The 21,105-nt window shown below is 62.2% G+C and carries 17 protein-coding genes and 1 tRNA gene; 7 read left to right on the plus strand and 11 right to left on the minus strand.

Annotated elements, in window-relative coordinates; all coding sequences use genetic code 11:
- Window positions 1–57: 57 nt before the first annotated feature.
- Both fmt and def read right to left on the minus strand, forming a co-directional pair.
- A complete protein-coding gene (fmt, locus tag ACAX43_RS30495) occupies window positions 58–1,044 on the minus strand; it encodes a methionyl-tRNA formyltransferase (protein ID WP_370712061.1) in 987 nt (328 codons plus the stop codon).
- 31 nt (window positions 1,045–1,075) lie between these two features.
- Window positions 1,076–1,579, minus strand: coding sequence for a peptide deformylase (def, locus tag ACAX43_RS30500; protein WP_370712062.1), 504 nt, complete (start codon window positions 1,577–1,579; stop codon window positions 1,076–1,078).
- Between the two features lie 243 nt (window positions 1,580–1,822).
- Between def and dprA the strand changes: the two genes are divergently transcribed.
- From dprA to ACAX43_RS30515, 3 genes are all read left to right on the plus strand, one after another.
- A complete protein-coding gene (gene dprA / locus ACAX43_RS30505; protein ID WP_370712064.1) occupies window positions 1,823–3,031 on the plus strand; it encodes a DNA-processing protein DprA in 1,209 nt (402 codons plus the stop codon).
- Between the two features lie 89 nt (window positions 3,032–3,120).
- A complete protein-coding gene (locus ACAX43_RS30510; protein WP_370712065.1) occupies window positions 3,121–3,498 on the plus strand; it encodes a thioredoxin family protein in 378 nt (125 codons plus the stop codon).
- A 250-nt stretch (window positions 3,499–3,748) separates the two neighbouring features.
- Window positions 3,749–6,445, plus strand: a complete 2,697-nt coding sequence (locus ACAX43_RS30515) for a DNA topoisomerase III (RefSeq protein ID WP_370712066.1) — start codon at window positions 3,749–3,751, stop codon at window positions 6,443–6,445.
- A gap of 147 nt (window positions 6,446–6,592) precedes the next feature.
- On the opposite strand, the gene ACAX43_RS30520 is transcribed toward ACAX43_RS30515, so the two are convergent.
- Entirely contained in the window at window positions 6,593–7,693 is a 1,101-nt protein-coding gene (locus ACAX43_RS30520) for a LysR family transcriptional regulator (protein WP_370712067.1), read from the minus strand.
- A gap of 341 nt (window positions 7,694–8,034) precedes the next feature.
- Window positions 8,035–9,891: a phosphoenolpyruvate carboxykinase (GTP) gene (locus ACAX43_RS30525; RefSeq protein WP_370712068.1), complete on the minus strand. Its 1,857-nt coding sequence runs from the start codon at window positions 9,889–9,891 to the stop codon at window positions 8,035–8,037.
- A gap of 377 nt (window positions 9,892–10,268) precedes the next feature.
- Between ACAX43_RS30525 and ACAX43_RS30530 the strand changes: the two genes are divergently transcribed.
- Window positions 10,269–11,282: a D-2-hydroxyacid dehydrogenase family protein gene (locus tag ACAX43_RS30530; RefSeq protein ID WP_370712069.1), complete on the plus strand. Its 1,014-nt coding sequence runs from the start codon at window positions 10,269–10,271 to the stop codon at window positions 11,280–11,282.
- A gap of 144 nt (window positions 11,283–11,426) precedes the next feature.
- Here ACAX43_RS30530 and ACAX43_RS30535 read toward each other — a convergent pair whose 3' ends face one another.
- Together ACAX43_RS30535 and ACAX43_RS30540 are read right to left on the minus strand one after the other, a co-directional pair.
- Window positions 11,427–12,302 (minus strand): patatin-like phospholipase family protein, encoded by an 876-nt coding sequence (locus tag ACAX43_RS30535; RefSeq protein WP_370712070.1) that lies wholly within the window; start codon window positions 12,300–12,302, stop codon window positions 11,427–11,429.
- Between the two features lie 51 nt (window positions 12,303–12,353).
- Window positions 12,354–12,758: a PaaI family thioesterase gene (locus ACAX43_RS30540; RefSeq protein ID WP_370712071.1), complete on the minus strand. Its 405-nt coding sequence runs from the start codon at window positions 12,756–12,758 to the stop codon at window positions 12,354–12,356.
- A 203-nt stretch (window positions 12,759–12,961) separates the two neighbouring features.
- Here ACAX43_RS30540 and ACAX43_RS30545 point away from each other — a divergent pair.
- Both ACAX43_RS30545 and ACAX43_RS30550 read left to right on the plus strand, forming a co-directional pair.
- Window positions 12,962–13,037 (plus strand) — tRNA-Lys (locus ACAX43_RS30545).
- Window positions 13,038–13,170: 133 nt separating this feature from the next.
- On the plus strand, window positions 13,171–13,917 hold the full coding sequence (locus ACAX43_RS30550) for a UPF0149 family protein (RefSeq protein ID WP_370712072.1): 747 nt from the start codon (window positions 13,171–13,173) through the stop codon (window positions 13,915–13,917).
- Between the two features lie 95 nt (window positions 13,918–14,012).
- Here ACAX43_RS30550 and ACAX43_RS30555 read toward each other — a convergent pair whose 3' ends face one another.
- The 5 genes from ACAX43_RS30555 to cadR form a co-directional block, all read right to left on the minus strand.
- The gene (locus ACAX43_RS30555) at window positions 14,013–14,807 is read right to left on the minus strand and encodes an ABC transporter substrate-binding protein (RefSeq protein WP_370712073.1); all 795 of its coding nucleotides are present in this window, start codon (window positions 14,805–14,807) and stop codon (window positions 14,013–14,015) included.
- Between the two features lie 127 nt (window positions 14,808–14,934).
- Window positions 14,935–16,089 (minus strand): pyridoxal phosphate-dependent aminotransferase, encoded by a 1,155-nt coding sequence (locus ACAX43_RS30560; RefSeq protein ID WP_370712074.1) that lies wholly within the window; start codon window positions 16,087–16,089, stop codon window positions 14,935–14,937.
- 328 nt (window positions 16,090–16,417) lie between these two features.
- On the minus strand, window positions 16,418–17,821 hold the full coding sequence (dbpA, locus tag ACAX43_RS30565) for an ATP-dependent RNA helicase DbpA (protein WP_370712075.1): 1,404 nt from the start codon (window positions 17,819–17,821) through the stop codon (window positions 16,418–16,420).
- 45 nt (window positions 17,822–17,866) lie between these two features.
- On the minus strand, window positions 17,867–18,067 hold the full coding sequence (locus tag ACAX43_RS30570; RefSeq protein WP_370712076.1) for a hypothetical protein: 201 nt from the start codon (window positions 18,065–18,067) through the stop codon (window positions 17,867–17,869).
- Window positions 18,068–18,179: 112 nt separating this feature from the next.
- Entirely contained in the window at window positions 18,180–18,611 is a 432-nt protein-coding gene (gene cadR, locus ACAX43_RS30575) for a Cd(II)/Pb(II)-responsive transcriptional regulator (protein ID WP_370712077.1), read from the minus strand.
- An 80-nt stretch (window positions 18,612–18,691) separates the two neighbouring features.
- Between cadR and ACAX43_RS30580 the strand changes: the two genes are divergently transcribed.
- A complete protein-coding gene (locus ACAX43_RS30580) occupies window positions 18,692–21,100 on the plus strand; it encodes a heavy metal translocating P-type ATPase (protein WP_370712078.1) in 2,409 nt (802 codons plus the stop codon).
- Window positions 21,101–21,105: the final 5 nt, after the last annotated feature.

Raw genomic sequence — 21,105 nt, forward strand, 5'->3', positions numbered from 1 at the left:
CGGACAGGACCTTGAACATCGGCTGAACGGACGATGTTCAAGGTACCCGCGAGGCTGTTATTTTGCTTCGGGAAGCTGGAAACGCTGCCCCACGGCCAGCGTCGTGCCGGCCAGGAATTCGCGCACCGGCAAGCGCTTGCCGCCGGGTTTTTGCAATTGCGTGAGACGCAGTGCGCCTTCGCCACAAGCCACTACGACGCCTTCGGGCGAGATATCGGCAATGGTGCCAGGTGCTTTGTCGCTTTGCGCCTCGACCGGGACTGCCGCCCATATCTTGATCGACGTGCCGTCTTCCAGCGTGCCGACGCCGCCGGGGAACGGATCGAAGGCGCGCACCTGGCGCTCGAGGACTGCGGCCGGGCGGCGCCAGTCGAGGGCGGCTTCGTGCTTGCCGATCTTTTCCGCGTAAGTCACGCCCTCCGCAGGCTGCGCCGTTGCCGCCAGCTTGCCGCTACGTTCGAGTTCGATCAACGCCTCGACGATCAGCTTCGCGCCGTCGCGCGCGAGCCGGTCGTGCAAGATGGCCGTGGTGTCGTCGTTGGAAACCGGCGTGCGTGCTTCGGAGATCATCGCACCGGTGTCGAGGCCGACGTCCATCTGCATCAGCGTGATGCCGGTTTCCGCGTCGCCCGCTTCGATCGCGCGATGGATCGGCGCGGCACCGCGCCAGCGCGGCAACAACGATGCATGAATGTTGATACAGCCAAGCGGCGGAATATCGAGCACTTCCTGCGGCAGGATCAGACCGTAGGCGGCCACCACCATGACGTCGTGAGGCGTGGCGCGCAATTGATCGATCGCGGCTGCGGCTTCAGCGGGATATTTGCCGGTGGGGCGCAGTGAAGGCGGCTGCGCGACAGCAAGCCCATGCTCCTGCGCGTACCGCTTGACCGGGCTCGCCTGCAATTTCATTCCGCGTCCTGCAGGCCGGTCGGGCTGGGTCAGCACGAGCGGCACCGGAAAACCGGCGCTGTGGATCGCGGCCAGCGCGGCCGCGGCGAACTCCGGCGTACCGGCAAAGATGACGCGCAACGAATGGCTCATGAACGGGGGAAGTAGGCGGGGTGGACGCGCATTACATCGCGTGGGCGAGCTTCTTCATCTTGTTCTTGATGCGCGTCTGCTTCAGCGACGACAGGTACTCGACGAACACGCGGCCCATCAGGTGATCCATTTCGTGCTGGATGCAGACCGCGAGCAGCCCTTCGCAATCCATCTCGAAGGTTTCGCCCTTCTGGTTCAACGCCCGCACACGCACGTGCTCCGCGCGCTCGACATTGTCGTAAATGCCCGGCACCGAGAGGCAGCCCTCTTCCGACAGCTTTTTCTCCTCGCTCGACCAGATGATTTCCGGGTTGATGAAGGCGAGCAGTTCGTCGTGCGAGTCCGACACGTCGATCACGATCACGCGCTCATGCACGTCGACCTGGGTCGCCGCAAGGCCGACGCCGGGCGCGGCGTACATCGTCTCGGCCATGTCGGCGACGAGCCGGCGGATGCGATCGTTGACCACGTCGACCGGCTTCGCGATCTTGTGCAGCCGTTTGTCCGGGTAATTGAGGATGTTCAGTAAAGCCATGATCTTGAGTGTGTTTTTAGGCGCCGCTGACCGGTGGAAGGCTAGCGTTGGCCATTCGGCCAGGTTGTGGGCGCATCGCGTTACGCAGAGGATAGATGGTGTCGAACCGGTTCGATTCAACGCGCCCCGTGCGCTATACGACGAGCCCGCGCGGGTGGGCGCGGCGCTGCAGTTATTTCGGATGATGAAAATTTTAGCATGGCGCCCGCCTGCCCGCTGGCCCTGTAGGAGGATCGACTTTCCATGCATACCTTGCCCGCAACCGATATTGAACTCGCCGCCTGGCTGCGGCTTTCGCTCGCGCCGGGGCTGAAACCGGCTGCGTTGCGCTTGCTGCTGAGCGCTTTTGGACTGCCGGAAGCGATTTTCAAGCAATCGCCGGAGACGCTTGCCGAGATCGTCGGCGAGGCTACGGCGCGTACCGTGCTGGCACCGCCGAGCCCAGACTTCGACACGCAACTCGACGCGGTGATCGCGTGGCGCGCGTTGCCCGGCAACCAGGCGGTGACGCTCGACGACCCCGCCTACCCACCCGCGCTGCTGACCATGCCTGATCCACCGCCGCTGCTATATATAAAGGGCCGGTTGAATCTGCTGCACACACGGGCGGTTGCCCTGGTGGGCAGCCGCAGCGCGACACCACAGGGCGCTGAAGACGCGGAGCGCTTCGCGCGTGAGCTTTCGCAGGCCGGCGTCACCATCGTGTCGGGGCTGGCGCTGGGTATCGACGGTGCGGCGCATCGAGGCGCCCTGACCGGCGTTGGCGGCACGGTGGCCGTGATCGGCACCGGCGCGGACCTCGTGTACCCGGCCGCGCATCACGCACTGGCGCGGCAGATCGCGGCGCAAGGCGCGATCCTTTCGGAATGGCCGCTCGGCACGCCTGCGCGCGCCGCCAATTTTCCGCAACGCAACCGTCTGATCGCCGGCCTCGTCAGCGGCGTTGTGATCGTCGAGGCCGCCATGCGCTCGGGTTCGCTGATTACGGCTCGGCTTGCCAATGAAATGGGGCGCGATATCTTCGCGTTGCCGGGCTCGATCCATGCGCCGTTGTCGCGCGGTTGTCATCGGATCATCAAGCAAGGCGCCAAGCTGGTGGAAACGCCCGATGAGGTGCTGGAGGAACTGGGCTTCGCCAGGCCCGTGACTGCGAAGGCCGCCAGCAAGCCGACGGTCCTTTGGGATGGCACGGGCTCGGCGCCGCATGCATCGGCAGCGGTCCAGCCCGAATTGACAGCGGCGCCCACCTCACCAGCTGCCCCGCTGGCCATGGGCGCCGAAGCGCAGCGACTCCTCGACGCGCTCGGCCATGCCCCCGCCACGCTTGAAATTCTTGCCACTCGCACCGAGATGGAGGATGCGGCATTACAAACCACGCTGCTGCAACTCGAACTCGCCGGCCAGGTGACCGCGCTGCCCGGCGGCCGCTTTACGCGGGCGACCCACCGCTGACCCCGCATTGACCGGGGTTGACCACGATTCGTGATCGGCCATGCTACATTCGCGCCAAAGCACCTGACAAAAGTACGTAAGGAACCACCATGCCCGCGCTGAATCTCGACACCGACCAAGACCGGATCGCCGAGCGCGTCAACGAACCCGACACACTGTTCGTGGCTTGCCTGTGCGCAGAGTGGTGCGGGACCTGTCGTGAGTATCGGGACGCCTTCGACCGCCTGGCGGATAAGCATCCGGAAATCTGTTTCGCCTGGATCGACATCGAAACCCATGCGGACCGCTTCGAAGATCTGGACGTCGAAAATTTCCCGACGATCCTGATCGAAGACTCGGTAACGACACGTTTTTTCGGCACCGTTTTACCGCAGGCGGCGATTGTGGAGCGGATGTTGTCCGACCTGACGGCCGTGCCCGGCGTCAGCGGCGCGCCCAAACTGCGGCCCGCGCTGACGGCCGCGTGAACGTGGGCGCCAGCCGCCGAGCCTTGCGGCGCGGGCGTTGCGAGCGGTGCATAACGCAACTGCAGCAGTCCGTTCGATTACTGAGCGCGCAATGATGACGGCGCGCTTTTTATGGCACTTGACACGCCGCTTTCGCGCCGTGTGCTATAAAGCGGTCGTTATTGGGTCGCAAAGGTCGCAAACGAGGGTCGCGCGCTAATTTCGCGTACTCAAGACCATCAACCCGGATCTACCAACCTCACATCGAGTCATGTCCAAAGCACTGATCATCGCCGAAAAGCCTTCCGTCGCGAACGACATCGCGCGCGCTTTGGGCGGCTTTACCAAGCATGACGAATACTACGAAAGCGACGACTACGTCCTTTCCTCGGCAGTCGGCCACTTGCTGGAAATTGCCGCACCCGAAGAATATGAAGTCAAACGCGGCAAGTGGAGTTTCGCCAATCTGCCCGTCATTCCGCCGCATTTCGATCTGAATCCGATCGCCAAGAGCGAGTCGCGCCTGAAGGTGCTGACCAAGCTGCTCAAGCGTAAAGACATCGAACGGCTCATCAACGCATGTGACGCGGGGCGCGAGGGCGAACTGATTTTCCGCCTGATCGCGCAACATGCGAAAGCGAAGCAACCGGTACAGCGCCTGTGGCTCCAGTCCATGACAGCCGGTTCGATCCGCGACGGCTTTGCCCGTCTGCGTAGCGACGAAGAAATGCAGCCGCTCGCCGATGCCGCGCGCTGCCGCTCGGAAGCGGACTGGCTGGTCGGCATCAACGGCACGCGGGCCATGACCGCGTTCAACAGCAAGGGTGGCGGCTTCTTCCTGACCACGGTCGGGCGCGTGCAGACGCCGACGCTGTCGATCGTCGTCGAGCGTGAAGAGAAGATTCGTCGCTTCGTGCCGCGCGATTACTGGGAAGTGAAGGCGGACTTCGTCTGCGCGGGCGGCTTCTACGAAGGCCGCTGGTTCGATCCGAAATTCAAGCGCGACGAGTTCGATCCGGAAAAACGCGATTCGCGTCTGTGGGCGCTGCCCGCGGCCGAAACGATCGTCGCCGCCTGCCGTGGCCAGATCGGCACGGTGACGGAAGAATCGAAGCCGTCCACGCAACTGTCGCCGGCGCTGTTCGACCTGACCAGCTTGCAGCGTGAGGCCAACGGCCGCTTCGGCTTCTCGGCGAAAAACACGCTCGGCCTCGCTCAGGCGCTGTACGAAAAGCACAAGGTGCTGACCTATCCCCGGACCGACGCGCGCGCGTTGCCGGAAGACTATATGGATACGGTCAAGGAAACGCTGGGCATGCTCAAGGAGAGCAACAACTATCTCCCGTATGCCAAGCAGGTGCTCGACAAGGGCTGGGTGAAGCCGAACAAGCGCATCTTCGACAATTCGAAGATCAGCGACCACTTCGCAATCATCCCGACGGCGCAAGCGCCGAAGAATCTGTCCGAGCCGGAACAGAAGCTTTACGACCTCGTCGTGAAACGCTTCCTGTCGGTGTTCTTCCCGGCCGCCGAATTCCGGGTGACGACGCGGATCACGGAAGTGGTCGGCCATCACTTCAAGACGGAAGGCAAGGTGCTGGTCGAACCGGGCTGGTTGCAGATCTATGGCCGCGAAATCAGCGGCGAAGACGCGAACCTCGTGCCGGTGCAAAAGGATGAGAAGGTCAAGACGGACAAGATCGCCGCGCAGCAACTGGTGACGAAACCGCCCGCACGCTACAACGAAGCGACCTTGCTGTCGGCCATGGAAGGCGCGGGCAAACTGGTCGAAGACGACGAGTTGCGCGAGGCCATGGCCGCCAAGGGTCTCGGCACGCCGGCCACCCGCGCCGCCATCATCGAAGGGCTACTCGGCGAAAAGTATCTGATCCGCGAAGGCCGCGATCTGATTCCGACCGCCAAGGCGTTCCAGCTGATGACGCTGTTGCGCGGGCTCGGCGTGAAGGAATTGACCGCTCCGGAATTGACCGGCGAGTGGGAATACAAACTCTCGCAGATGGAGCGGGGCAACCTGCCGCGCGACGCGTTCATGCAGGAGATCGCCCGCATGACGCAAACCATCGTCAAGCGCGCGAAGGAATACGATTCCGACACGATCCCGGGCGATTACGCGACGTTGCAGACGCCGTGTCCGCATTGCGGCGGTCAGGTGAAGGAAAATTACCGGCGCTTTGCGTGTTCGAAGTGCGAGTTCTCGATCTCGAAGATTCCGGGCGGACGCCAGTTCGAAATTCCGGAAGTTGAAGATCTGTTGCAGAACAAGACGATCGGACCGCTGTCGGGTTTCCGCAGCAAGATGGGCCGTCCGTTCTCGGCGATCCTGAAGCTCTCGCTCGACGACGAGATCAAGAATTACAAGCTCGAGTTCGACTTCGGTCAGGACTCTGGCGGTGAAGACGGCGAACCGCCTGACTTCTCCGATCAACAATCGGTAGGTGCGTGTCCGAAGTGCAAGGGCCGCGTGTTCGAGCACGGCATGAGCTATGTCTGCGAGAACTCGGTCGCGAATCCGAAGACTTGCGACTTCCGCTCGGGCAAGGTGATCTTGCAGCAGGAAATTGCCCGTGAGCAGATGGCCAAGCTGCTCGAAGAAGGTCGCACCGATCTGCTGACGAACTTCAAGTCGTCGCGTACCGGCCGCAACTTCAAGGCGTTCCTCGTCAAGCAGAACGACGGCAAGATCGGCTTCGAATTCGAAAAGAAGGAGCCGTCGGCCAAGACTGCTGCGAAGACCGCAGCGGCTAAGTCGGCAGCCAAGGCAGCGCCGGAGTCCGATGACGAAGATGCAGTGGTCGCGGTGAAGACCCCGCCCGCTGCAAAGAAGGCAGCGGCAAAGAAGACACCCGCTACCAAAACTGCAGCGGCCAAGAAGGCGCCTGCTACCAAAACCGCCGCAGCCAAGAAGGCGCCGGCCAGGAAAGCGGTGGCGCGCAAGACGGGCTCGTAATTCGGGCAGGTGGCCGGGGGGTATTTAGCTTCCGGCCAGTTTCGCAATTGCCCAGAAAAAAGGCGCAGTCACTTTCGTGACTGCGCCTTTTCATTTGGCCACCAGACCGCGCTTACCCCAGCGCTGCCGACAGCGTCGCCCGAATGCTTAAAGCGGCGACAGAACGGTGGGCCGCGGACGATTCGTTGTCTTCGACAAAGTCTTCGGCAGCGGCGATAGCTCGCTATCCAGCAGCCGTGACAGCGGCTCGGCGCCATCGAACGCCTCCGGCGGCATGTGATCCATGGCATCGAGTTCGGCGGCGGTAGCAGGCCGCCCAAGGCCGTCCTTGATCCACTGCTCGCCGAGCAGACTGTTCGGCGTCTGGCTGAAATGCTCGACAAGATGATCGATGAACGTGCGCACCTTTGCCGGCAAGTGACGACGGCTCGGATACGCAATGTTGATCTCGACCTGCGGCAAACGGTAATCGCCGAGCAGACGCACGAGCCTGCCGCGCGTCATGTCACGGCCGATCAGATAGCTCGGCAGAATCGCGAGGCCCATGCCGAGCAGTGCAAACTGCCGCAGCATTTCCGTGTTGTTCGCCACGATCACGTTGGACGGCCGCACGCGCACCTCGCCTTCCGGGCCCGTGAACACGCGCTCGTCGCCCCAGTACTCGGACGGCAGGCTCAGGCACGGATGTTCCAGCAAATGCTCGGGACGCGTGGGCGTGCCGTGCTTCTCCAGATAGGCCGGCGTTGCGCACACCGTCATGCAGCCCGTGGTCAAGCGGCGCGTGACAATGCTCGCGCTGCGCATCTGCCGTGCGATCACCACGCCCACGTCGAAGCCTTCTTCAACCAGATCGACCTGACGGTCGACCAGTGTGACGTCGGGAATAACTTTCGGATAACGCTCCGCGTACGTCTGCAGCACGGGTGCAAGGTTATGCAAACCGAACACGACCGGCGCGACTATTCGCAACGTACCGACGGGTTCGTGATTGCGCGCGACCACCATCTGTTCGACGTCTTCCAGTTCGTCGAGAATCTGGCGCGCGCGCTCAAGATAGACCTGACCGGATTCGGTCAGAGACAAGCTGCGGGTTGTGCGATTGAGCAGCCGCGTACCAAGACGGCCTTCGAGATCGGCAACATGACGGGTGGCAACTGCGTTGGAAATATCCATCGCGCTCGCAGCGCGGGCAAAACTGCCGAGATCCGCCACTTTGACGAAAACTCGCATCGACTGCAAATGATCCATAGGACAACTCCTGCCGTGTTACCGCTTCCTGACAATTGGTGAAAACCAGTGAAGCGAACTTGGAATCCTCCTACGACTCGTAAAATCGTGCAGAAGTTGCCCGCGAAATCGGAAATATTGTCGATATTCGTGCGACTGTGTTCCCCGATGTGGGGCATGGATCTGGATTATGCCGAAATGAGCAACAATTTGCTGCACTGCAGCTTGCATAGTCTTTTTTGTTCGATCGGATGTAAAGGTTGTCCAAGTCTTGTGGAATTAGAAAAAATCACGATGCGGGTCGGACCACAAAAGAAAAGCCGCCCGAAGGCGGCTTCTATGCGGAGTGAATACTCACATGATCAGGCAGCGAGTTTTCCCTCAAACGCGAGCTTGGCCTGCGTCAAAGCCGGTGGCAGACCTTGTTGCAATGTGTCAAATAGCTTGGCATGCAACGCGAGTTCTTCGCGCCAGGCAGCGTCGTCGACCGAGATCACCTGCTGGAATTGCTCCCGGCTGAAATTCAGCCCGCTCCAGTCGATGTCTTCATAGTGCGGCGACACGCCGAACGCGTGGTCTTCGCCTTGTGCCTTGCCTTCGATGCGGCCAACCATCCAGGTCAACACGCGCATGTTCTCGCCGAAGCCCGGCCAGACGAACTTGCCGTCCGCGCCCTTGCGGAACCAGTTCACGCAGAAGATTTTCGGCAGCTTCGCGTTCATTTTCTCGAGACGCTCGCCGGTTTTCAGCCAGTGCCCGAAGTAGTCGCTCATGTTGTAGCCGCAGAACGGCAGCATCGCGAACGGGTCCCGTCGCACCACGCCCTGCTGCCCCGCCGCCGCCGCGGTGGTTTCCGAGCCCATGGTCGCGGCCATGTAGACGCCCTCGACCCAGGTGCGCGCTTCGGTGACGAGCGGCACGGTGGTGGAACGGCGGCCGCCAAAAATGAACGCGTCGATCGCGACGCCCGCCGGGTTTTCCCAGTCGGCATCGATCGACGGACATTGCGAGGCCGGCGCCGTGAAGCGCGCGTTCGGGTGTGCGGCCTTGCGTCCGGCCTCCTTCGCGATCGCCGGCGTCCAGTCCTTGCCTTGCCAGTCGATCAGATGCGCGGGCAGTTCCTCGGTCATGCCTTCCCACCAGACGTCGCCGTCGTCCGTCAGCGCGACGTTCGTGAAGATGACGTTTTCCTTCAGCGTGGCCATGGCGTTGAAGTTGGTCTTTTCGCTCGTGCCCGGCGCGACGCCGAAATAGCCCGCTTCCGGGTTGATCGCGTACAAGCGCCCGTCCTTGCCGGGCTTGATCCAGGCAATATCGTCGCCGATCGTGGAGATTTTCCAGCCGTTCAGGCCTTCCGGCGGGATCAGCATCGCGAAATTGGTCTTGCCGCAAGCCGACGGGAACGCCGCCGCGACATGATGCTTGCGCCCTTCCGGTGACGTCACCCCGAGAACCAGCATGTGTTCGGCGAGCCAGCCTTCGTTGCGGCCCATCGTGGATGCAATGCGCAGCGCGAAACACTTCTTGCCGAGCAGCGCATTGCCGCCGTATCCCGAGCCGTAACTCCAGATTTCGCGCGACTCAGGGAAATGGACAATGTATTTGGTGTCGTTGCAGGGCCACGGCACGTCTTTCGCCCCGGCCCCGAGCGGCGCACCGACGGAATGCACGCACGGCACGAACTCGCCGTCTTCGCCGAGCACGTCGTACACCTTCCGACCCATGCGCGTCATGATGCGCATGTTAGTCGCCACGTATGGGCTGTCGCTCAACTCGACGCCGATGTGCGCGATCGGCGAACCCAGCGGCCCCATCGAGAACGGCACCACGTACATGGTGCGGCCACGCATGGCGCCGTCGAACAGGCCGTCGAGCGTCGAGCGCATGTCGGCAGGGGCGATCCAGTTGTTGGTCGGACCAGCGTCTTCACGACGTTGTGAGCAGATGAAGGTACGGTCTTCGACACGCGCCACGTCTGCCGGATCGGACCATGCCAGATAAGAGTTAGGACGTTTGGCGGGATTGAGTTTCTTGAGGGTGCCGGCTTCGACCATTTGGGCACATAGGCGGTCGTACTCTTCCTGTGAACCGTCGCACCAGACGATTCGATCGGGCTTGGTCAAGGCGGCCACGCGCCGGACCCAATCGACCAGCTTCCGGTTTGTGACCCACGCGGGTGCCTCGATGGTGGGCTGTCCTTCGAATGAGGGATGATTCATTGACCTGTCTCCGTTTTGAAAGCAATAGAAAAACGGTACGAGCCCTGAGACGCTGCATGCGAGAGGCGTTCATTTCTTCACGTCGGCGTTCCTGCGAGCCGACGCGTCAATGTGCAGGTCATCATGGGCTACACGGTCTGTTGCGTGGAGGTGTCCGCCAAACGGCCTTCTGCAACCGTCTGTAAAGCGGCTTGCCTCAACACGCAACAAACTGTTAAAAACGATGTCAATCGGCCTTGCCGTGGCGCTGCCGTTCTTCGCGGCAGCTTCTACGGTAAGGCATCCAGCCAGACCGGCATGTGACCTAGGTCACATGATGGGACAGTCAGCATAACACTCCGTTGCGCACCGCCATGGTGCGCCGCAAGACACATACCATGAAGATTGCCATCCTCGACGATTACCAGGACGCCGTCCGCAAGCTCGACTGCTTTCAACTGCTTGCCGACCATGAGGTCAAGGTTTTCAACAACACGGTTCGCGGTCTTGGCCAGTTGGCGAGTCGTCTTTCCGAAGTCGACGCCTTGGTTCTGATCCGCGAACGCACTCGCATCAGCTCGCAACTGCTCGACAAGTTGCCGCATTTGCGCATGATCAGCCAAACCGGCAAAGTATCCAGCCATATCGATCTGGCAGCCTGCACGGAGCGCGGCATCGCCGTGCTGGAGGGCAGCGGCTCACCGACTGCGCCGGCCGAGCTGACTTGGGCTCTCATCATGGCGGCGCAGCGGCGAATTCCGCAATACGTAGCAAACCTTAAGCAAGGAGCCTGGCAGCAGTCCGGCCTGAAGACCTCGGCGCTGCCGCTGAACTTCGGTTTGGGCCAGGTGTTGCGCGGTCAGACGCTGGGGATTTGGGGCTACGGCAAGATCGGCCGTTTGCTTGCCGGATATGGCAAGGCGTTCGGCATGAACGTCGTGATCTGGGGCCGCGAGCATTCGCGCGAAGCGGCGCGCGCGGACGGATATGGCGTCGCCGAAAGCCGTGAGGCCTTCTTCGAGCAAAGCGACGTGCTGTCGCTGCATCTGCGTCTGCACGACGACACGCGCGGCATCGTCAAGCAGGAAGACCTGATGCGGATGAAACCGACCGCGCTGCTCGTGAACACGAGCCGGGCTGAACTGCTCGACGAAAACGCGTTGGTGAATGCGCTGTCGCACAACCGTCCGGGGATGGTCGCAATCGATGTCTACGAAAGCGAGCCAATTCTGCAAGGCTACAGCCTGCTGCGCATGGAGAATGTGATCTGCACGCCGCACATCGGCTATGTGGAGCGCGAGAGCTACGAGTTGTATTTCACCGCGGCGTTCCAGAACATTCTGGCTTTCGACGCCGGCGATACGGCCAGCGTGGCGAACCCGGAAGCGTTGCAGGGCGGCCGCCGACGTTAAGCTACGGCGCCACTAGTCTTTGCGTTAGGCACCCGCGTTAATCCCTCACGGTAGCTTTTGGGCTGTAATCTGCGCGGCAATCCCGTTGGCGCGCAGCCTGCGAGCCAGGCGGCGCTTTTAGAAACCGCGCCGCCATTGCACACCTCAGCGCGCTTCGTGCGCGCCGGCTTCCAGCAAATCCGGTATGCGTTCGAGGAGGGTCTCCCCGTCGGCGCGGCCAAGGTTATACGCGTGCACCATCTGCGACGGACTCGTGTAGTCCCAACTCGAGATCGGCACCTTGCGCGACGGCTGTACATAGAGCCGTTGCTGCACGCCATGCGGCACGACGAACATCTGCGGACGCGGATAAAGACGCGTGACCATCACCAGCACGTTACCCGGCACGTCGGCGTCGAGCGCGCCGACCGGCACGTTGTCGACCATCCCGCCATCCAGCACCGGCCGGCCATTGCGTCGCAAAACCGGCGTGAACGGCGGCGTACTCGACGATTGCAGAATCAGATCCGCAAGGTCCTCGACCGTCGCGCAATCCTGCGCGCGCACGAATTCCGGATGAAAGCCGAGCGTCTGACCGAGTGTCGGATGCAGCGTCTTGCGCACGTATTTTTCGATGTTGTATGCGATCAGGCCCGCGGCGACCGCGCTGCGCGCGCCGAGCCAACGCGGCAGATGCGATACGCCGATGCGGATCTCCGGCGCGTTCGCGAGCGTCGAGAACTTATCGCCGTAAATGTCGAGCAGCGCCTGCCGGTAAATGCGGTAATGCGGAAACACCGATTCGCCGCGCAGCAGATTGCCCCAGTACGCGTTGCGGGTGTTGTGGCGCAGCGCGTCTTCGTAATAGCGCATGACCCAGTCGGAATCGCGCGTGTAGAGCATGCACGCGGTGGCAGCGCCGGCCGAAATGCCGGCAATGACGCGCGGGCGGATATTCAACTCCGGCTGCACGACATCCCAGAATCCCGCCTGCCACCAACAGCGATTGCCGCCGCCGGCGAATACGACCTGATCGAACATCTTGGCTTTTTCCTCTAATGCGGCTTGCGGGCCAGTCTTACGCTTCAGGTTTCAGTCGAGCAACGCATAGGTGGTGGTGGCGTGGACGGCCATTTTGCCGGCTTCGTCGAACAGTTCAACTTCGCCGAACACGAGATTGCGGCCCATGCGCAACACGCGCGCGGTGATCAGCACATCGCCCTTGCGGACCGCGCGCATGAAATTGATGTTGAGCGAGACCGTGCTCATCGGCTTGAAGCCGCCGAGCGCGGCGGAAATGGCGACGATCATTGCGGTGTCGGCGGCCGCCATGAAGACCTGACCGCAGATCACGCCACCCGAATGGCGCAAGCCGCCGGAAAACGGCAGGCGCAGTGTTGCGCTTTCTTCGTCGACCTTGACTGGGGTCAACGTGAGCGCGCGGACCCACGGCGCCAGGATGCGGTCGAGCAGTTCGATAATTTCTTTTTCATCCATGGCGGTCCCCGGTCGAAAGCCGCACGACGCTTCGTGCGGCAATGTGTCCGCGACATGATACCGGGACGGTGAGCGGCGCGCGTGTCCGGCGGGTGTCCGTTTGGCAGCACAGGCGCCGGGCAGCCCCATCCAGATTTTTTTAGGGAATCTGCTAAAGGGGGTTGGCAATCTCGGAAAGTTTCGGCATAATTTCGCTTCTGTTGGGGGCGTTAGCTCAGTTGGTAGAGCAGCGGACTCTTAATCCGTAGGTCGAGTGTTCGAGTCACTCACGCCCCACCAAAGATTCAACAAAAAGCCCGGTCCTTGCGACTGGGCTTTTTGCTTTGTGGCACTCTCTGCACGGGAGCCAACCGACTCAGCCTCCTCCCGACATACCATCGCGGGACCCGCGATTCGAAGTTCCGGAGCCACCATGTCCAAGTCAAAATTCAGCCCGGGCGATCTGGCTACCCCCCTCTCCGAAAAAGAGTTCGACGAACTCGACGAGTTTCTGATTTCCGGCCTGACGTCGGACGAGACGCTAACGGTCGAGAGCCTGGACGGTTATCTGACCGCAATGGTCATCGGACCGAATGCGGTCCCGCCCAGTTACTGGCTGCCGGGCGTCTGGGGCTCCAGCGAGGAGGACGCTCCCGCATTCGAAACAATAGATCAGGCGCAGCACATTCTCGGGCTGATCTTGCGGCATATGAACGGCATCATTGCCAGTCTGGAGAACGATCCGGATGGGTTCGAACCGGTTTTCGGCTTCAGCCGCATTGACGACAGTGACCGCGAATACATCGACGGTGAAGCGTGGGCATTGGGCTTCATGCAAGGTCTCACGCTCGTTCGGGCGGATTGGCAAGCGCTGTTCGATAGCGAGCGAGGCGAGGAATGGTTGCGTCCGATACGCCTGATGGGCGCACTGGATCTGACGCCGGAAGAGGAGGAGTTGGTCGACACTCCGCTACAGTGTGAAGCCCTCACTCAAGAGATTCCCACCAGCGTTGCAGCGATCTACCGTTACTGGCTGCCCTACCGTCAGGCCGTCCACGAACGGACGCTCGCGACGTCGATGCAACGCACCGAATCGAAGATCGGCCGCAACGACCCGTGCCCTTGCGGTAGCGGCAAAAAGTTCAAGAAGTGCTGCGGCGCTGCGGCAACGCTTCACTGACACGCCACTGCGGCTGACATTTGTGTGCGCGACAGGAGCGGATCTATCTCGGCGCCCATGCGCGCGCCGGCGGCCGCTCCCACATCAGCAAACCGTTACTTCGACGTGACGTCGATATTGCCGAGATACTTCGCCGCCAGCGTCTTCACCGTCCCGTCGGCCTGGACCTTCGCGATTGCCGCGTTCAACTGGTCACGCAACGCGGTGTCGCCCTTGCGAATGCCGTACGCAATGCCGCTGCCGAGAATCTTGTCGTCGCGCACCGGCTGGCCGACGAAAGCGTAATCCTTGCCGTCAGGCTTCGACAGAAAACCCGTCTGTCCCGCCGGCGCCAGAACGAGCGTCGCGTCGAGGCGGCCCGCCACGAGATCCGTATAGACCTGGTTCTGATCCTGATACGGCACGACGGTGACACCAGCCGGTTCCCAGTGCGCCTTCGCGAAGGTTTCCTGAATCGATGCCTGCAATACGCCGACACGTTTGCCCTTCAAAGATGCCGGTGTCGGCAGCAGACCGCTGTCGCGCTTCGCGATCAGTTGCGACGGCACGCGATACACAACGGTGGTGAAATCGATTGCCTGACGGCGTTGCTCGGTCGCGTTCATCGCCGAATTGATCGCGTCGAACTTGCGGCCCTGCAGCGCGGGGATCAACCCGTCGAACGAGGTTTCGACCCATTTGCACGTCATATGCGCGGCGGCGCAGACGGCCTTGCCGACGTCGATGTCGAGACCCTGCAATTCACCGTTCGGCCCTTTCGATTCGAACGGCGGATACTGCGCTTCGAGTCCGAAACGCAGCGTCGACGTGTCGGCGGCAATCGCGGCGGACGAGGCCGCAATCGACGTGAACGCGCAGGCCAGCGCCAATAGAGGCTTGAGCAATTTCATAACAGATTCCTTTCCCTTGGAGAGTGTTGTAACGCCGGCTTGCAACCGCGCTGATGCGCAACGGCGCGACGATCATACTGCGGTCAAAAATGCTGCTGTCCCGAGCAACCGCGTGCCAACCGATCAATCAGATTTCGCACAAACGCCGCGCACCTTCGATCAAGGTCGCGTCGTCTTTCGAGAAGCTCAGGCGAATCAAGCCGGAATCCGTGCCGTCGGTATAAAACGCCGACAGCGGAATCGTCGCGACACGCGCATCGCGAATCAGGCGCAGCACGAAATCGCTATCGTTTTCCTCGGAGAAACCGCGAAAACGCGCGAGCATGAAAAAGCTGCCTTCGCTCGGCAACAACTCGAAGCGCGAATCGCGCAGCGCATGCGCAAGCAGATCGCGCTTCTTCTGATAGAACGCGGACAGGCCGAGGTAGCTCTCGCGATGGGCCAATGCATCGACGAACGCGTACTGCATCGGTGTATCGGCGGAAAACACCATGAACTGATGGACTTTGCGAATCTCGTCCATCAGCCCGGCAGGCGCGAGGCAATAGCCGACGCGCCAGCCGGTCACGTGATAGGACTTGCCGAACGACGACACGATCACGCTGCGCTCAGCGAGTTCGGCGTTGCAGGCCATGCTCTGATGCTTGGCGCCGTCGAACACCACGTGTTCGTAGACTTCGTCGGAGAGAATCACGATATCGGTGTTGCGCGTCAAGGCTTTCAGACGCGCGATATCCGCCTCGCTGAACACGGTCGCGGTCGGGTTGTGCGGCGTGTTGATAATGATCATGCGTGTCTTCGGCGTAATCGCGGCGGCGACCTCGTCCCAGTCCACGCGGAAGTCGCTCAGCGACAGTTTGATCGCAACCGGCGTCGCGCCTTGCAGGCGAACGATCGGGCCGTAGCTATCGAACGACGGCTCGAAGTAGATGACTTCGTCGCCCGGGTGCACCAATGCGCTGATCGTCGAATACAGGCCTTCGCTGGCGCTGGCGATCACGGTGACTTCGCTCGACGGGTCATAACGCACGCCATACAGCGTCTCGACCTTGTCGGCGAGTGCTTCGCGCAAGGCGGCGATGCCGGCCATCGGCGCGTACTGGTTGTGCCCGGCGCGCATGGCTTGGGCGACTCCGTCGATCAGTTTGGCGTCGGGCGCAAAGTTCGGCGCACCTTGCGACAGGTTCAGCGCGTCGTATTGCGCGGCCAGTTGACCGATCACGGTAAAAATCGTCGTGCCTACGTCAGGCAGTTTCGAGCGGGCTTGCATGGCGCTCTGCATAAGACTTTCTCCCTTTCTCCATCCGGCAGCGGATTCGCGGACTGCCAACTGCGCGGCGGTCCCGTCCGGTTCGATGATTAGGCATCAGCCAAAGAACGGTCACAATCGAAACTTTGTCATGCGCGGCATGCGTTTACGTCATGGCTCGCGCAATGCCGCGTTGGCGCAGGATAAGGCAATGAAACCGGGGGTTTGGCGGGAGAAATACAGCCGCGCGAGGAACGCGGAACACCGCCGAGGTATGACGTAATGTGATGCGCAGCGGTGAGCCAGACCAACCCGGCTGCGACCACGTGGTCGCAGCCGTTAAAAGCCAACTAATGGACGATCAGATCTCGTCCATCAAACGGACCTTGACCTTCTTGCCCTTCACCTTGCCGGCGCTGAGCTTGCGCAGCGCTTCGCGCGCGATGCTGCGCTCCACCGCCACATAGGTCGACATTTCCGTCACGTTGATCTTGCCGATCTGCGAACCGGTGAAACCCGCTTCGCCGGTCAGCGCGCCGAGCACATCGCCCGGACGGATCTTTTCCTTGCGGCCGCCGAGAATCTGCAACGTTTCCATCGGCGGCAGCAGCCGCTCGTTGCTTTCGGCCTTCAGTTCGGCCAGCTTGTGCCATTCGACTTCACGTTTTTGCGCCTGTTCGAGACTGCCCACGCGGCCCATCTCGTTCATGCTGGCGAGGCTCAGCGCCCAACCTTCCTGATCGGCGCGACCTGTGCGGCCGATACGGTGCACGTGCACTTCCGGGTCCGGCGTCACGTCGACGTTAATCACCGCTTCGAGCTCCGCGATGTCCAGACCGCGCGAGGCAACGTCGGTGGCGACCAGCACCGAGCAACTGCGATTCGCGAACTGGATCAGCACCTGATCGCGTTCACGCTGATCGAGTTCACCGTGCAGCGCGAGTGCATGAAAACCTTGCGCGCGCAGCACGTCGAGCAGATCGCGGCATTGCTGCTTGGTGTTGCAGAACGCAAGCGTGCTCACCGGACGATAGTGGTTCAACAACAAACCGACGGCATGCAGACGCTGGTCTTCGGTGACTTCGTAGAAGCGCTGACGGATCTTGGTGTTGTCGTGCCGCTCGGCAAGTTTCACTTCCTTCGGATTACGCAGGAATTGCTGGCTGAGTTTGACGATGCCATCCGGGTACGTCGCGGAGAACAGCAGCGTTTGCCGCTCTTTCGGGCATTGCTTCACGACCGTGGCGATATCGTCGAAGAAACCCATGTCGAGCATGCGGTCGGCCTCGTCGAGCACCAGCGTGTTGAGCGACTGCAACGGCAGGCTGCCGCGCTCGAGGTGATCCATGATGCGGCCCGGCGTGCCGACGACAATGTGCGCGCCGTGTTCGAGGCTGGCGGTTTGCGGACGCATCGGCGTGCCGCCGCACAGCGTCAGCACCTTGATGTTTTCTTCGGCGCGCGCGAGGCGGCGAATTTCCTGCGTGACCTGATCGGCAAGTTCGCGCGTCGGGCACAGCACCATCGCCTGCACGGCGAAGTTGCGCACGTCGAGACGCGAGAGCAGCGCCAGCGAAAACGCCGCGGTCTTGCCGCTGCCGGTTTTCGCCTGGGCGATCAGATCGTGGCCGGCCAACGCGATCGGCAGGCTCGCGGCCTGGATCGGCGTCATTTCGACGTAGCCGAGCTGCGTCAGATTGGCGAGCGTCGCGGGCGGCAGCGGTAGCTGGCTAAACGGCGCGCCGGCTGAGGTGGGACTGTTCATAGAGATGATGGCTCGCTATCGACTGAAGAGGCTGAAGGCTAGGGGTTATTCGGCCATGGGGCCGGTGGCGGGTCGACCTTCGATCTGCTCGTACAGCACCGAGCCATCTTCCCCGTCGAAACGCTCGACGTAATTGCGCGCGCCGCACATCGGGCAGCGGAACAGGAGCCCTTGCCCTTCATTCTTGATGACGACGTCCGACTGTTCCCACTGCTCGCCGCAGGGCTGGTTTCTACAGGTAAACACGTTGATTCTCCAACTGGATTCGATTGCTTATTGGGCGGGCCGCCAGGGCGGCCGCGCCGTGAATGGGGTCACTGCTGCGGTCTTCGTCGCCGTTCACGCTCGGCGAAGCGCTTCAACCCAGATGCGTATGCCGCGCACGCGTCGCGCTCACGTCCATTTCGGTGAGACCTTGGACGATGCCGCAGTCTTCTACTGCCTGTTCGCCGTGACATTGCTCACGCAGCGTGGTCAGTTGCACTTTCAGTTGCTTCAATTCGTCGATGCGCGTGTCGACGTGCGTGATGTGCTCGTCGATCAAGGCATTGATGCCGCCGCAGCCGTCCGCCGGTGCGTCTGTCAGACGCAGCAACGCACGGATTTCGTCGTGGGTCATATCGAGCGCACGGCAATTGCGGATGAAGCGCAGCCGTTCGACGTGCTTGACCGTATAGCTGCGGTAATTGGCTTCGGTGCGCTCCGCTTCGGGCAACAGGCCCTCTTTTTCGTAGAAACGGATGGTTTCGGTCGTGCAATGGGCGATTTTCGCCAGTTCGCCAATTTTCATGGACCCTCCGGATTGCGGCCTTGACCTTGTAGTGGCTTCAAGGTGTTTACTAGACCACAAATCGAACCAGGAAGCCACCCATGCCGCACGCGAACCCCGCCGAAGCCGACCGCCAAGAACAGGCCAAAGCCTGTGCCCACCGGCATGAAGGGCATGTTCACGACCACGATCATGAACATGTTCTCCACGACGGCGAAACCTGCGATCACGGCGACAAAGGGCATGACCATGACCCGGATCAGGCCCAGAAAGCCGGCGAAAACGGCGGCCATGGGCACGAAGCGCACAACCATGACCACGGCCATAGCCACGCCGACGCTGGCTGTTGCGGCACGGCGCACGCTGCGGCCGCGCCGGTCAAGCTCCCGCAATCGGAAAGCGTGGGCACCGATGTGCGCACCGCGATCCGCATCATGCAGATGGACTGCCCGACCGAAGAGGCGCTGATCCGCAAGAAATTCAGCCGCATGCCGTACGTGCGCAGCATGGACTTCAACCTGATGCAGCGCGTGTTGACCGTCGTGCATGCACCGGACGCCCTCGCGTCGATCCTCGCCGCGCTCCGTTCGCTCGACTTCACGCCTGAACTAGCGGACGCGAACCCGGACGCGACAGCCGCCGCCCCTCACGCGCCGCCCAAGCCGTGGTGGCCGCTGGCGCTCGCAGGCCTCGCTGCGGCGGGCTCAGAGGCCGCCGGTTGGCTCGGCGCCCCCGCCTGGCTGGCTGCGGGTCTCGCAATCCTCGCGATCGCCTCCTGCGGCCTGACAACCTACAAGAAGGGCTGGCTCGCGATTCGCAACGCCAACCTGAACATCAACGCGCTGATGAGCATTGCGGTGACCGGCGCGCTGGTCTTGCAGCAGTGGCCGGAAGCCGCGATGGTGATGGTGCTCTTCACGATCGCCGAACTGATCGAAGCGAAATCGCTCGACCGCGCCCGCAACGCCATCCAGGGGTTAATGCAACTCACCCCCGAACAGGCAAGCGTGCAGCAAGCTAACGGCAGCTGGCAGCTCATGGACCTCAAAGCGATCGCGCTCGGCGCGGTGGTTCGCGTGAAGCCGGGCGAACGGATTGCGCTCGACGGCGAAATCGTCGCGGGCCGTTCGAGCGTCGATCAGGCGCCGATTACCGGCGAAAGCCTGCCGGTCGACAAGGCCATGGGCGACGCGGTGTTCGCCGGCACGATCAACCAGGCCGGTTCGTTCGACTATCGCGTCACGGCCGCGGCCAGCAATACGACGCTCGCGCGCATCATTCACGCGGTCGAAGAAGCGCAAGGCACCAAAGCGCCGACGCAGCGTTTCGTCGATCAGTTCGCGCGGGTCTATACGCCGATCGTGTTCGCGGTCGCGCTGGTCGTGGCGGTGCTGCCGCCGCTGCTGTTCGGCGGCCTGTGGCACGCGTGGATCTACAAGGCGCTGGTGATGCTGGTGATCGCCTGCCCCTGCGCGCTGGTGATCTCGACGCCCGTGACGATCGTCAGCGGCCTCGCCGCGGCCGCCCGCAAGGGCATTCTGATCAAAGGCGGCGCCTATCTCGAACAGGGCCGCAAGCTGAGTTGGCTCGCGCTCGACAAAACCGGCACGATCACGCACGGCAAACCGGTGCAAACCGAGTTCGAGATGCGGGCCGATGTCGATGTCGTCCGTTGCCGGACACTCGCGGCGAGTCTCGCGGGGCGCTCGGATCATCCGGTGTCGATGGCGATTGCGGCGGTGGCCAAACACGACAACATTGCCGCCGTCACGGTCGAGGCATTCGAAGCACTGGCGGGACGCGGCGTGCGCGGCGACATCGACGGCGTGCCGTATTGGCTCGGCAATCATCGGCTGGTCGAAGAGCTAGGCCGTTGTTCAGCGTCGCTCGAAGCGCGGCTGGACGCGCTCGAACGGCAAGGCAAAACCGTCGTGATGCTGGTGGATGCCGAGCGCGTGCTCGCGCTGTTCGCCGTCGCCGATACGGTGAAGGACACGAGCCGCGCCGCCATCGCCGAGTTGCAGCGCCTCGGCGTGCGTACGGCCATGCTCACCGGCGACAACCCGCATACGGCTGCCGCGATCGCGCAGCAAGTCGGCATTGACCAGGCGCGCGGCGATCAATTGCCCGAAGACAAGCTGAACGCGGTGGCGCAGTGGTCGAAGGACGGCGCGACGGTGGGCATGGTCGGCGACGGCATCAACGACGCCCCCGCGTTGGCGCGCGCCGACATCGGCTTTGCGATGGGCGCGATGGGCACCGACACGGCGATCGAAACCGCCGACGTCGCCTTGATGGACGACGATCTGCGCAAGATTCCGCTGTTCATCCGTTTGTCGAAGGCGACGCATTCGGTGCTGGTGCAGAACATCACGCTGGCGCTCGGCATCAAGAGCGTCTTCCTCGTGCTGACGGTGATCGGCCTGGGCACGATGTGGATGGCCGTGTTCGCCGATGTGGGCGCGAGCCTGCTGGTGGTGGCGAATGGTTTGCGGTTGCTGCGCAAATAAGTCTG

Origin of the sequence: Paraburkholderia sp. IW21, assembly GCF_041321145.1 — a bacterium.
GTDB lineage: Bacteria > Pseudomonadota > Gammaproteobacteria > Burkholderiales > Burkholderiaceae > Paraburkholderia.